13 protein-coding genes, 2 tRNA genes and 1 pseudogene are annotated in these 12,310 nt (G+C 33.9%); 9 read left to right on the top strand and 7 right to left on the bottom strand.

Translation table 11 applies throughout. The features are described 5' to 3' along the window. From AB3211_RS01025 to AB3211_RS01050, 6 genes are all read left to right on the top strand, one after another. Entirely contained in the window at positions 1-615 is a 615-nt protein-coding gene (locus AB3211_RS01025; RefSeq protein WP_367364375.1) for a 50S ribosomal protein L25/general stress protein Ctc, read from the top strand. 199 nt (positions 616-814) lie between these two features. Then, complete coding sequence (gene pth, locus AB3211_RS01030) at positions 815-1,396, top strand: aminoacyl-tRNA hydrolase (RefSeq protein WP_367364376.1); 582 nt, start codon at positions 815-817, stop codon at positions 1,394-1,396. A 2-nt stretch (positions 1,397-1,398) separates the two neighbouring features. After that, positions 1,399-1,824, top strand: coding sequence for a GNAT family N-acetyltransferase (locus AB3211_RS01035; RefSeq protein WP_367364377.1), 426 nt, complete (start codon positions 1,399-1,401; stop codon positions 1,822-1,824). A gap of 101 nt (positions 1,825-1,925) precedes the next feature. After that, positions 1,926-3,023 carry a redox-regulated ATPase YchF gene (gene ychF / locus AB3211_RS01040; RefSeq protein WP_367364378.1) on the top strand — a complete coding sequence of 366 codons (1,098 nt, stop codon included), beginning with the start codon at positions 1,926-1,928 and terminating at the stop codon, positions 3,021-3,023. 9 nt (positions 3,024-3,032) lie between these two features. Then, positions 3,033-3,701 (top strand): glutathione S-transferase family protein, encoded by a 669-nt coding sequence (locus AB3211_RS01045; RefSeq protein ID WP_367364379.1) that lies wholly within the window; start codon positions 3,033-3,035, stop codon positions 3,699-3,701. Positions 3,702-3,767: 66 nt separating this feature from the next. Continuing rightward, the gene (locus tag AB3211_RS01050) at positions 3,768-4,421 is read left to right on the top strand and encodes a hypothetical protein (protein ID WP_367364380.1); all 654 of its coding nucleotides are present in this window, start codon (positions 3,768-3,770) and stop codon (positions 4,419-4,421) included. Between the two features lie 12 nt (positions 4,422-4,433). Here the strand turns inward: AB3211_RS01050 and AB3211_RS01055 are convergent, their stop codons facing one another. After that, a complete protein-coding gene (locus AB3211_RS01055) occupies positions 4,434-5,360 on the bottom strand; it encodes a uracil-DNA glycosylase family protein (protein ID WP_367364381.1) in 927 nt (308 codons plus the stop codon). Positions 5,361-5,390: 30 nt separating this feature from the next. On the opposite strand from AB3211_RS01055, the gene AB3211_RS01060 reads away from it, so the two are divergent. After that, a complete protein-coding gene (locus tag AB3211_RS01060) occupies positions 5,391-6,389 on the top strand; it encodes an RluA family pseudouridine synthase (protein WP_367364382.1) in 999 nt (332 codons plus the stop codon). A 4-nt stretch (positions 6,390-6,393) separates the two neighbouring features. Here AB3211_RS01060 and AB3211_RS01065 read toward each other — a convergent pair whose 3' ends face one another. Further along, the gene (locus AB3211_RS01065; protein WP_367364274.1) at positions 6,394-7,617 is read right to left on the bottom strand and encodes an IS256 family transposase; all 1,224 of its coding nucleotides are present in this window, start codon (positions 7,615-7,617) and stop codon (positions 6,394-6,396) included. 72 nt (positions 7,618-7,689) lie between these two features. Between AB3211_RS01065 and AB3211_RS01070 the strand changes: the two are divergent. After that, positions 7,690-7,878 (top strand): annotated as a pseudogene (locus AB3211_RS01070) (ATP-binding protein); the annotation flags it as partial. 299 nt (positions 7,879-8,177) lie between these two features. Here AB3211_RS01070 and AB3211_RS01075 read toward each other — a convergent pair. From AB3211_RS01075 to AB3211_RS01095, 5 genes are all read right to left on the bottom strand, one after another. Further along, positions 8,178-8,254 (bottom strand) — tRNA-Arg (locus tag AB3211_RS01075). A 189-nt stretch (positions 8,255-8,443) separates the two neighbouring features. Continuing rightward, positions 8,444-9,286, bottom strand: coding sequence for a M23 family metallopeptidase (locus AB3211_RS01080; protein ID WP_367364383.1), 843 nt, complete (start codon positions 9,284-9,286; stop codon positions 8,444-8,446). Beyond that, positions 9,287-10,564 carry an APC family permease gene (locus AB3211_RS01085; RefSeq protein ID WP_367364384.1) on the bottom strand — a complete coding sequence of 426 codons (1,278 nt, stop codon included), beginning with the start codon at positions 10,562-10,564 and terminating at the stop codon, positions 9,287-9,289. A gap of 312 nt (positions 10,565-10,876) precedes the next feature. Continuing rightward, positions 10,877-10,951, bottom strand: a tRNA-Glu gene (locus tag AB3211_RS01090). A 307-nt stretch (positions 10,952-11,258) separates the two neighbouring features. Beyond that, on the bottom strand, positions 11,259-11,720 hold the full coding sequence (locus AB3211_RS01095; RefSeq protein ID WP_341757935.1) for an outer membrane protein assembly factor BamE: 462 nt from the start codon (positions 11,718-11,720) through the stop codon (positions 11,259-11,261). Positions 11,721-12,106: 386 nt separating this feature from the next. Here AB3211_RS01095 and rpmF point away from each other — a divergent pair, with 386 nt between their 5' ends. Next, a complete protein-coding gene (gene rpmF / locus AB3211_RS01100; protein ID WP_341754105.1) occupies positions 12,107-12,307 on the top strand; it encodes a 50S ribosomal protein L32 in 201 nt (66 codons plus the stop codon). The last annotated feature ends 3 nt before the right edge of the window (positions 12,308-12,310 follow it).

The following is a 12,310-nucleotide window of genomic DNA, read 5'->3' on the forward strand; positions in this document are numbered from 1 at the left end:
ATGAGTGAACTATTAGAACTTGCAGCAGAAATGCGGGAGACATTTGGTACGGGAGTCGCAAGAGATCTACGTAGGAAAGGTATGGTTCCAGCTGTGGTTTATGGAGCAGGTAAAGAAGTGCTAGCCGTTTCTATAGAAGAAAAAGAGATAACTAAGCATTATAGAAAACCTGGTTTTATCTCTACAGTTATTCAAATTAAAGTGGGTAGTAAAACGCATAAAGTGTTACCAAAGGCTGTAGAATTGCATCCTATTACTGACATAGTAAGGCATGTTGACTTTGTACATTTAGAGGAAAAGACCCAAAGAATGGAAGTACCGGTAGTCTATGAAGGTAAAGAAAGAGCTTTGGGAGTTAAAAGAGGTGGATTCTTTAATATAATAAAAAGAACTATAACTCTTGTATGTGATGTCAATAATATACCTAAAAATATTAATATTGATGTTACCAACATGCATATCGGTCAGTCTTTAAAAGCAAAAAGCATTAAACTCCCTGAAGGGGTTCAGATAGCTAGTAAAAATGATTTTATTATTGCTACTATAATCGGTCGTAAGGGTAGTAAGTCAGAAGGTGAAGAAGCTGCAACTGAGGAAGTGAAGCCAGCAAAGTAGTTGTTTTTGAAGCTACGAGGTAACAAAAAACGATGTCACCGCCATTATGTCATCCCTGCGAAGGCAGGGATCTAAAAAGGTTTACATATTCTTCCTGGCTACTTTTTTAGATCCCAGCTTTCGCTGGGATGACATCGATGCAGGGATTGCATCAACCCCTTAAATATAAGTGCAAATCGCTCTCTAATGATATTATAATATGCTTAAATCTGAAGACAAAGGGTATATAGTTGTTGTAGGTTTGGGCAATATAGGCAAAGAGTACCAAAATACTCGCCATAATGTTGGCTTTACAGCTGTGGAACGTTTATCAGAATACTATAAATTTTCTTGGAATACCAAAGCTAAATTTCATGCAGAACTTGCACAAGGGATAATAGGCGAGTATAAATTACTATTAGCAAAGCCTCTGACTTATATGAATCTGTCTGGAAAAGCAGTACAAGCAATATGTTCTTACTATAATGTTAAATCACAGAATATTTTTGTTTTACATGATGATATAGATTTAGAAACTGGTAGAATAAAATATAAATTGGCTGGTGGTAGTGGTGGGCATAATGGTTTAAAATCATTGGATCAGTGTATAGGAAATGATTATCACCGTATAAGAATAGGGGTAGGAAGACCAGCAGCGTATAATGATGTGTCGGATTACGTTTTAGCTTCTTTTGCTAAAGAGGAATATAAAATTATGGTTAATTCCATTGAAGTAATAATTAATAATTTTCGTTTATTGCTTTCAGGTGAAATGGAAGAGTTTAAAAGGAGCATCGTTTAAATATGAAACAACAATTAACTTGTGTTTATGCAGATGACATGGATGCACAATATTCGAAGATAATGCAGGATGGATTAGATGAACTTGCTAAAAACAAGAAGGGTCTTGATGCTGTCCAATCATTTTCCTTCTCGTGTTTTGATAATGATAAAAACTTTGTTGCTGGTATAAAAGGTGTACTTGTTTATGGTTGTTTATACATTGATACGTTATGGGTTTCTGAAGATTTTCGAGGTCAGAATTACGGTACTTTACTAATGTCCAAGGCAGAGAATCTAGCACGAGAGCGTAATTGTAGATTTATGAATTTGTGTACTACCGATTGGCAAGCTAGACCATTTTATGAGAAATTAGGTTTTAAATTAGAGTTTACAAGAAGGGGATATGATAAAGATTCAGAATTATATTTTTTAAAGAAGGATTTGTGATAATCTGAATTCGATATACCTTCCCGCTTTCGTAGGAATGACAGCAAAACTGCCACTTATTACAAAAAAAATAATTCCTATAAACAAATGAATAAAAAATTATGACATTAAAATGTGGTATTGTTGGCTTGCCAAATGTAGGAAAATCAACCCTATTTAATGCCTTAACTTCAAGTATTGCAGCAGAAGCGGCTAATTATTCTTTCTGCACTATAGAACCAAATTCTGCTATAGTACCAGTGCCGGATGTTAGGCTAAATGAGCTATCCATTATTGCTGGTTCTAGTAAAATTATTCCTACTTACATAGAAGTTGTAGATATTGCAGGTTTGGTAAAAGGTGCTAGTAAAGGAGAGGGTTTGGGTAATAAATTCTTATCTCACATACGAGAAGTTGATGCTATTTTGCACGTACTACGTTGTTTTGAGGATATAGATGTTACTCACGTACATAATAAAATTGATCCAATATATGATGCTGAAATAATAGAAACAGAATTAATTTTAGCAGATCTTGAGTCGGTAGAGAAACGCTTAATAAATGCTGAGAAACGTTTAAAAACAGGTGATAAAACTTTAAAAGACCAAATAGAGTTATTAAAAGAAATTCAAGCAACTCTAACGGTAGGTAAACCGGTGCGTAGCATGATTGGGACTTATAGTAAAGAGGCTTTGGATCAATTACAATTATTAACTTCTAAGCCGGTTTTGTATGCTTGCAATGTACTGGAAAAAGATGCAGTTACTGGTAATAAATTTACGGAACTTGTAGCCAAAAAAGCAGGGGAAGAAAGTGCAAAACATGTTATTATTTCATCAAAAATTGAAGCGGATATTGCAATTTTAGAAAGTGAGGAAGAGAAATCTGAATTCTTAAATAGTATGGGTCTTGTAGAAACGGGTCTAAGTAAAATTATCAAAGAAATGTATAACTTATTAGACCTAAGAAGCTTTTTTACTGTAGGTCCAAAAGAAACACATGGTTGGACTTTTTGTAATGGTACGCTAGCCCCTCAAGCAGCCGGTATTATTCATACTGATTTTGAGAAAGGTTTTATTCGGGCTGAGGTTATTAGTTATGAGGATTATATAAATTTTAATGGTGAAGTGAAAGCTAAAGAAATGGGTAAAATGCGTTTAGAGGGCAAGGAGTATAAAATGCAGGATGGGGATGTGGTGCATTTTAGATTTAATGTTTAAATAAGGGATATGAGAAAATTATACCATTATCCTATTTGTCCATTGTCACGGCAAGTTCGGGTGTATTTAAAAGAGCTAGATGTGCAGTTTACTATGGTTAAGGAGGATTATTGGCTTCGGGATAAGGAATTTTTGGGTTTAAATCAGGCGGGGACGACACCTGTCTTACAAGAGGCGTCCACTCTAATTATAGCAGGAATTTATCCCATCACTGAGTATTTACATGAAAAATATCCAAATTTTAATTTTATCGATGAAGATATTGATATTAGATGTGAAATTCGTAGGTTGCTCAGTTGGTTTAATGAAAAATTTTACCGCGAAGTAACAAAAATTATTATCGATGAAAAAATAATAAGATCCTTCTGCCAATTAGGTGGTCCTAGAACTGATTTTCTTAGGGCAGCAAAAAATAATCTATCACATCATTTAAACTATATGTCAAATTTATTTGAAAAGCGTAGCTTTATTGCATCAAATTCTTTAAGTTGTGCAGATATAGCTGCTGCCTGTCATATATCGGTTCTAGATTATTTTGGCGAAATTAATTGGGACAAATGGCTGTCTATTCGTCATTGGTATGCAATCATAAAATCTAGGCCTAGCTTCCGCTCTTTATTACACGACCAAATACCAAGTTTTACTCCACCCGTTTGTTATGCTGATTTAGATTTTTAGTGGTTGCGATACAATTGCTTTTATGATAGCTTCTAATAGTATAATAATCAAAATATAGAGGAGATTATGAGTAAAGGTGACGATAATAATCCAAAAGTGGATTCTCCACCGTCTTATAAGGAAGCTATAAAACCAAGTGTACCGTTTCATGATAAAGCTGTCGGTTTAAGTAATAGTGGTGTTGTTGGACCATTGGGAAATATAAACATAGCTTTAAATACAGTTGAAGAATATTTAAAACAGGTAGAAGAAAAACTAAAAGAAATTCCACAATTAAACGGATTAGATAAATTGCAAGGTGAAAAAACGCAAGAACTTTGGCAGGATTTTAAAAAGGGCTTTGACAAAGTAAAACAAGAGGTAAAAGGTTATACTGACACTCTAGCTGGTTCTCCTATCAAAGCTTTTGCTGATGAGAGAAATGCTGAAAATTACGCAAAAAGTCCAATTGGACGCCTAGAAAAATTTGCCAAAGAGCAATTAAAGAAAGTTGAAAAAGTATTTGAAGGACCGACTAATGCAGTTAAAAACAATCCAATTTTAAATGCGGTAGGGAGTGTGATAAAATCTGCCTGTCATGCGGTTGTTACTATAGCTAAAGGTACTTTAAACAATGCGATAGCTACTGGAGAACTTGCCAAAAATGTTGTTAATCTAGGTGTAGCAATAAAAAATACCATTGTAGGAAAAGGAGCGAAACAAGCAACTATGGGTATTTAGTTTGACAACACCCTATATCCCACTTGTATTGATATATTCATGGATTTTTAGTAAATCATACCAAGTGGTTTTTTTCTGCATTGGTTGTCTAAGCAAATAGGCGGGATGGAAGATAGAAGTGGTTTGAATTGGTTTGCTAAGATACTGATTTGTGTATAAATAATATTCTTGTCTGATTTTACTTATACCAGCATTTTTGCCAAGTAAGCTGGTTGCCGCGACATTTCCTACTAAAACAATTAGTTTTGGGTTTATTAAAGCGATATGTTTCTCAACAAAAGGTCTGCAAATATCTATTTCTTCTTGCGTCGGTTGGCGGTTGGCTGGTGGTCGCCAAAATACAGTGTTAGTAATATAAGCGTTATGTTCTCTTGAAATATTAATAGAGGCTAATACATTATCGAGTAACTTACCACTTTCACCGCAAAATGGTATTCCTTGTGCATCTTCGTTACTACCCGGTGCTTCCCCAATAAACATTATAGAACTTTGTGGATTTCCATCAGCAAATACGGTTTTATTGGCTAATTTCTTTAAATCACAACCGTTAAAATCCATTAGTAGTTTTTTTAGTTCTTCTAGGCTGCTAGCTGAGTCAGCCAAAGATCTAGATAAAGAAATGGTGTCATTCTGTTTCTGTGCAGGATCTGGATTCCCGCCTGTGCGGAAATGACATGAAGGATTGGGGAAATGATTAGAAATGGATTGCTTCGTCGCCACTAAAGTGCCTTCTCGCAATGACGTGTGGGTAAAAGTACTGTCGTCATTGCGAGGAGGCGTAGCCGACGAAGCAATCCATATATGACATGAAGGATTGCGGGAATGACGAGGAGTGCAGGGTATTTCTTGCTGATTAATAGTTGATTGTGATAAATAATAATCTATACCAATTGCTTGCAACCATTTTAGTTGGTTGATTTTTTGTGTAAAATGCGTCATTTTATTCATTTAAAAAATATTTCGTAGTAGATGGAAGAATATAACGTACCAAAAAATTTAGATGGGTTTAGACTTGATAAGGCTTTGGTAAGTCTTATCAGTAAAACATCTAGAAGCCAAATTCAAAAGCTCATAAATGGCTTGCAAGTACAAGTTAATGGTTTGATTATTTCTGATTCCGACTTTAAGGTCAAGGAGAATGATCTTATTTCAGTAGTTTTTAAAGATCCTGAGCCTTTAACAATGCAGGAAGCTGATATTAAACTTGATATTTTCTATGAAGATTTAATGGTTATCAATAAAGCAGCTGGTATGACAGTACATCCTGGTAGTGGTAACCACCAAGACACTTTGGTAAATGCTTTATTACACCATGCAAAATCTTTATCTAGCATAGGAGGGTTGGAAAGACCTGGTATAGTTCATCGTTTAGATAAAGATACATCAGGATTGATGGTTGTCGCCAAAAATAATTTTGCCCATCAACATCTTGCCAGTCAGATAGAAAGTCGTAATCTTATACGCAAATATAAAGCATTAGTTTGGGGTATTATAAATCCACAACAAGGAATTATTAGAAATAATATCGGAAGAAGCCGTTTGCTACGGCAGAGAATGACAATTTTAAAATTTGGTGGTAAAGAGGCAATTACTCATTATAAAACAGAAGAAATATTTTTTAATGGTCTAATCAGTATGTTAGAATGTAAACTTACTACCGGTCGAACTCATCAAATCAGAGTGCAGTTGAGTCATTTAAAACATTCTGTGGTAGGAGACCAAACTTATGGTAAGAATAGCAGGAAAGTTAGTTGTAGTTCTGATATAGTGCAACAAAAACTAGTAAATTTCAAACGACAAGCATTACATTCTTGGTATATAAGTTTTACCCACCCAGTGAGTGGTAAATTGTTAGAATTTCAATCACCTTTACCGCAGGATATTATGGAGATAATTATACAAGATGAATATAAAAGAGTTATTAATTTATGGCTCTGTCCAAAAAACTGTGTAAATTCGAAAAAATAGGTCATTAAATTTTGTTAAGCCTATCCTCAAATTTAATCATCAAATGAGCCATAGCTTCATTCCAGTTTGGAATGGGCATAGTCCATTTTTTGGTCATATAGTCAATTGTCAAATATAAACTTTTAAAAACAGCATTATCATTAGGAAAAACCCGCTTATTATTTGTTACTTTACGCAATTGACTATTGACAGATTCAACTGAATTAGTTGTATAAATTACCTTTCTAATTGACTCAGGATACCCTAGAAAAATCATTAGATTGTCCCAATTATTATACCATGATTTGGCAATTTGTGGATATTGTTTATTCCATTTTTCTTCAAAAGATACTAAAGCTAAATGGGCTTGTTCTTCCGTTACTGCAGTATATATCGGCTTTAAATCGCTAGACAGTTGCTTCCTATCTTTATACGACACATATTTTAAACTATTTCTAATCTGATGTACAATACACAATTGATGTTCTGTTTTTGGATAAACTGCTTCTATTGCCTCAGACATATCAGTAAGATTATCGCTACAGGCAATCAGTATATCTTTTAGCCCTCTATTTTTCATTTCGGTAAAATTACCGAGCCAAAATTTTGCCCCTTCATTTTCACTGATCCATAATCCCAATATATCTTTTTTACCAGATAAATCAATTCCTAATGCAACATATACTGCCTTATTGATTATCCTTTTATCTTGCCTGACTTTTACTACTAAACAATCAAAAAATACTATCGGATATATCTCTTCTAATGGTCGACTCTGCCAAGCTTTAACCTCATCCATTACATCATCAGTAATTTGGCTGATTAAGCCTTCACTTATTTCAACACTGTATAACTCCTGTAACTGAATCTTAATATCAGATATACTCATGCCTTTAGCATATAATGATAGTACTTTATCGTCAAAACCATCAAAACGTTTCTGGCGTTTTGGTAGTATTGCGGGTTCAAAGGTATTATGCCTATCCCTTGGTACTTCTATTTCTACAGCTCCATGTTCGGAGATCAGTTTTTTGCTAGTTATACCATTACGAGCATTATCATTATCTGCACGACTGTATTTATCATAGCCTAGATGATTATTCATTTCTGACTGCAGTGCCTTCTCTATTAAACGTTTGGTCAATTCTTTTAATAAACCTCCTTCTTTCAGTATTGTACTTACATCTGTATCATTATCTATTAATAAATCTACTGCTTGCTTTATTGATTCATTAGTTTTTTTATTCATGTAATTTCCTTTTTTGTTATACTTTTATATATAACCTATTTCGAAATTTACACAGTTTTTTGGACAGAGCCTATCTTTCATCTATTATCTAAAATACATTCCAACACTTCAATTATTATTACTACTAATCTTATATTCTCAGAATGGTCACAAATATTTGGTTGTAATAAAATGACTTCAGCGCTACTTGATAGAGTTTGTCATAATTGTGATATCATTGAAACGGGAAATGAAAGTTATCGTATGAAAAAAAAACAATAGTTCTAGACTTATGTGGGTCATTTTTCAACGCTCTTCCTGGGTCATTTTTCAACGCTTATTGACACGCCACTCAGGTGGGATAAAATTACCCACAAAATTGTAAAAAATGATATCAGGATTCTCTACAAGACTGTTAGGAGAAGTTAATATTTGTGTCATATTCCCTCCCCCTGAAAATTAGTTAGAGAGAAAATTTGTCTAATATTTTTGCGACTATAAATTGGTTGCAAAGTTGCATAAAAGTTGCATAAAATCGCCTGACTACAATTAGGAATCCCCCTGAAACCCTGATAAGTATTTGGCGAAACCGGGGGGATTCGAACCTCCGACCTAGCGATTAGGAATCGCTTGCTCTATCCTGCTGAGCTACGGCTTCTTTTTTACTGCTTTTGAAGATTAATCATTAGACCTCTTGCATAATTCTACTTCTGCTGATAATTTGGGCGTCGGGGACTAGACTCGAATCCGTAACGGAACTAGAGTACGCTGCGGATCGAGATTCCGGCTCTCCTACAAATTCCTGAGCTAGAGCGAATTCTACAAGAGGTCTATTATAGCAAGATTTTCAACAGTTGCAAGCGTGTGACACAAAATCAAAAGGATTGACATGTTTATTATTGAGCCAAATTTCAAAATGTAAATGTTCCCCGGTACTATTGCCACTATTCCCTTGCAGCCCAATCATTTGACCTTTTGTAACCATATCTCCTGCTTTTACATGTATTTTTTTCAAGTGAGCATATTTGGTAATAAATTTATTTGAATGTTTTATTTCTATCAAATTTCCATAAGCACGTTCTCGCCTGATGGTAGTAATTATTCCATCAGCAGAGGCATAAATAGGAGCACTACTATAGGCTTTTAAGTCTGTCCCACAATGGAATTTCTTTTGTTTTTTCCTAGGGTGTTTGCGTACGCCATAATGACTGGTAATCTTTACGTTATATTGTGGTAACATTATAGGAATAGTAGTAGTTAGCTTATCTAATTGTGCTAGCTCATTAATATTATGGGAACTATTTTTATTACTAGCTTTTTGAACAAGTCGTAATTCTTCTTGAGATAAGAACTTATACTTACAATTTAATTTTAGTAGTAAGTCCTTAATCTTGGTTGACCTGATCATTGCTTGGTTATTAATATTCTCAGCACAGCTGGCTTTAAACTTTTGTAAAAAAGCCTTATTATATTGGCTATCATTAATAACAAGACCAAAATCTTTTGCATAGATGCAGTTATTTTTACTTAGTGCTGCTAAATTATATTGTATAATTAAAGTGCCGTGATTTAGTTTATGATCTTTTTGTAATTGCTGAGCGGTAACAGTTAAAAGCGTCTTATTGGTAGATGAGGAGCTACATCCTTGTAATAATAGTATAGTTAACAACAATATACAAAATTTAAGCATTTATTGCCTTTTATACCAAAGAAAATAAACCGGTACTCCGCTTAATATAAATGAGATAGCTGGTATTATGACCTTTAATGGTGTCTCACAAATGATCCATAGGCAAAAAGCAATTGATCCGAAGGCAATTAACCATTTATATAGTGAAGATTCTTCTAACTTTGCTAGTAGTAATTTTAAAAAAGCTACACTACAGGCTAGATATACAAATAAAAAACAAGTAACTGAAAAATTAATTATTTCGGTAACTTGTTCTGACAAATCTTCATTTGTTGTACTAATCAATAATAATAATATTCCAATGCAACTTACAACCAAACTCCAAATTGGAGCTCCATTTTTATTTTTCTTAGCAAAAAAAGATGGCATTAAACCGTCTTGTGCTAATCCTAAAGCAATTTGTCCGCTGATTAATACCCAAGCATTTAACGTGCCAATGCAAATAATTGAAGCAATCAAAGAAATAAGTAGATGCCACTGACCGCCAAAAATTATTTGAGTAGCATCTACATAAGGGGCGTTAGAATGTATCAAATCTTCTCGTGGAACTAAACCAATTATTCCAATACTATTAATAAGATATAAAATAGCCACACATAGTGTACCTATTACTATTGCTCTTGGTATTGTTTTTGATGGGTTAATTACTGAACCAGCTTGAGCAGTTGCTGACTCTACACCAATAAATCCCCAAAATGTCAGTAACGTTACTTCACCAAGAATTTGAGAAAAAGTTAAATTAGTTGTTCTCTTATCCATAACAAAATTATTACTATCAAACTGATATAATGCTATAACTGGTATTATTATTAATGGAATAAATTTTAACATTGCTAGTATAAATTCAGCACGCCCCGCTACTCCTATACCTTTAAAGTTTAGTAACATAACAGCAAATAACAATAATATTTGCAGAATTAAGCATATAAAACTATTACACACACCAATTAAAGGTGTTAAATATGTAACAGCTGCAATAACTACTACAGCTGTACTAACCCATGAAATAACCCAATAAGTCCAGCCAGTAAAGAATGCTACATCATTGCCAAATGCCTGCTTTAAATAAACATGAGGTCCACCTGTTTGTGGAAATCGTGCACAAAGTATGCCAAATAAAAGTGCTATTATTATGGCACCACAGGAAGATACTATCCATCCAACTAAACTAAAAATACCAAAGGGGGCTAAACCTGCTGGTAATATCAAAATAGCAGTGCCAAGTTGGCTACCAATAACTAAACCCAAAACTGACCAAAAACCAATCTTTTGTGACATATAATCCTTAAGATGTAATAATCATAAACTTTACATAAAAAAATAAAAACTTGAAAACTGATTTATCAATTTTCAAGTTTTTGCAAGCGATATATTATATTCGACAATTATATTGTTGTTTCTTACGATCGCATATAGCTTTGCCAGCGTGGATCATGAGTAGGTCATTCCTAGCTAAAAGCGGGAATCCAAAAAATAACCTGCAAAGGCTATTAAATATTATAGATTCCTCTACCTGCACGGGAATGACATACTAGTGATCCGCGTTGGCAAAGCCTACGCAAGGATGACATCATTTTTACCTATAGATACTGGTGACCCCTACGGGACTCGAACCCGTGTTTTCACCGTGAAAGGGTAGCGTCCTAACCACTAGACGAAGGGGCCATAAACTCTTTGGTATAGCTAACCCGAGAAGGTTTTAGTTGCATGTTGATATCTTAGTTAAAAGTATGTCATCCCTGCGAAGGTAGCGGGATATATAATATCTAAATAGTCTTCTAGGCTATTTCTTTAGATTCCCGCCGTTGCTAAGAATGACATACTAGTGATCCACGTTGGCAAGCCTACGAATGACAAGGCTACCACTATTACTATGGCTAAAACATTCTCGGGTTAGCTATAGCCTATCTATATTCTCAGAATCAGAGCGTTCTATTTTATACAATATCTATGAAATATTGCAAGTATGATTTTATCGTTTCTTCTTATTTTTTCCGTCGGTAGTTTTATTGAACCTGCCAATATTTTTTACAAACTTTTGTAGCCCATTTAATTCTGTACCATAAGTTTTCGTATATTCTTTAATTAACATTATATCATCTTTATGTGAGTCATTAAGTACTAAAACTTCTTCAAGAATATCATTTTTATTAAAAGTAATTCTTACTATTCTTTGTTCAATCACTTTTGGTTTAAACCATGCTCTCCTAGCTAAAGAACGTTGAACATAATACCAAGTATTAGGTGTATAGTCAGGTATAATTGTTGGTGTGCCAATTAAATCTTTTACCTCGGATTTACTAAGCCTCCTCTCCTCAAGCGTAGGTAATAAATTATCATCCACATACTGCCCTCTTGATTCTATAGTTTGACAACTACATAATGTAAAGAATATTGATGAAACAAGAAAAGTCCGAATTATAAAAAATTTCATAAAATTTATGTTTGAAATACCTAGATTTTGCAATGGAAGTATAATATACTGCTTCATCGATTTGACAAATACTTTTTGCACAGGATTATAAAATAACCCTATGTACGCGAATTTGGTATAAGAATTTGTCAATTCTTATACCAAATTCGGTGAAGTATAGAAACAATCAGATTTGAGACGGCTCTGCATCTGATTGTTAAATTAATATTTTGCTAAAAACATGATTTTAATCTTTTAAAATCATGTTTTTAGCTTTAGAAAGGTTTAAAATGCATTCGCGTTAGCCGCTTTAAGAATGCATTTTTCCTTATTTAAAGCCAATTCGGGATAAGAATTAACTAATTCTTATCCCGAATTGGGGTTATGTATAATTTTTAAGAGGCTATATGGCAGTTCCAAAGAAGAAAACATCAAAATCAAGACGTAATATGAGACGCTCTCATCTTGCACTTGGTAAGATTAATGTAGTAGTAGATTCTCAAACAGGAGAATATAAACTTCCTCATCATATATCTCTAGCTGATGGCACATATAATGGTCGTCAAGTTATTGTGAAGAAAGAAGAACAAGATGAAGAAGTAGCATAAACC

Origin of the sequence: Candidatus Tisiphia endosymbiont of Nedyus quadrimaculatus, assembly GCF_964059235.1 — a bacterium.
In the GTDB taxonomy this organism is placed as follows: Bacteria; Pseudomonadota; Alphaproteobacteria; order Rickettsiales; family Rickettsiaceae; genus Tisiphia.

What these genes read in the sequence shown, in the direction of transcription:
- AB3211_RS01080 (WP_367364383.1), bottom strand. Translation starts at nt 9,286, where the DNA reads ATGCTTAAATTTTGTATATTGTTGTTAACTATACTATTATTACAAGGA.
- rpmF (WP_341754105.1), top strand. Translation starts at nt 12,107, where the DNA reads ATGGCAGTTCCAAAGAAGAAAACATCAAAATCAAGACGTAATATGAGA.
- pth (WP_367364376.1), top strand. Translation starts at nt 815, where the DNA reads ATGCTTAAATCTGAAGACAAAGGGTATATAGTTGTTGTAGGTTTGGGC.
- AB3211_RS01065 (WP_367364274.1), bottom strand. Translation starts at nt 7,617, where the DNA reads ATGAATAAAAAAACTAATGAATCAATAAAGCAAGCAGTAGATTTATTA.
- AB3211_RS01085 (WP_367364384.1), bottom strand. Translation starts at nt 10,564, where the DNA reads ATGTCACAAAAGATTGGTTTTTGGTCAGTTTTGGGTTTAGTTATTGGT.
- AB3211_RS01050 (WP_367364380.1), top strand. Translation starts at nt 3,768, where the DNA reads ATGAGTAAAGGTGACGATAATAATCCAAAAGTGGATTCTCCACCGTCT.
- ychF (WP_367364378.1), top strand. Translation starts at nt 1,926, where the DNA reads ATGACATTAAAATGTGGTATTGTTGGCTTGCCAAATGTAGGAAAATCA.
- AB3211_RS01055 (WP_367364381.1), bottom strand. Translation starts at nt 5,360, where the DNA reads ATGACGCATTTTACACAAAAAATCAACCAACTAAAATGGTTGCAAGCA.
- AB3211_RS01025 (WP_367364375.1), top strand. Translation starts at nt 1, where the DNA reads ATGAGTGAACTATTAGAACTTGCAGCAGAAATGCGGGAGACATTTGGT.
- AB3211_RS01060 (WP_367364382.1), top strand. Translation starts at nt 5,391, where the DNA reads ATGGAAGAATATAACGTACCAAAAAATTTAGATGGGTTTAGACTTGAT.
- AB3211_RS01035 (WP_367364377.1), top strand. Translation starts at nt 1,399, where the DNA reads ATGAAACAACAATTAACTTGTGTTTATGCAGATGACATGGATGCACAA.
- AB3211_RS01095 (WP_341757935.1), bottom strand. Translation starts at nt 11,720, where the DNA reads ATGAAATTTTTTATAATTCGGACTTTTCTTGTTTCATCAATATTCTTT.
- AB3211_RS01045 (WP_367364379.1), top strand. Translation starts at nt 3,033, where the DNA reads ATGAGAAAATTATACCATTATCCTATTTGTCCATTGTCACGGCAAGTT.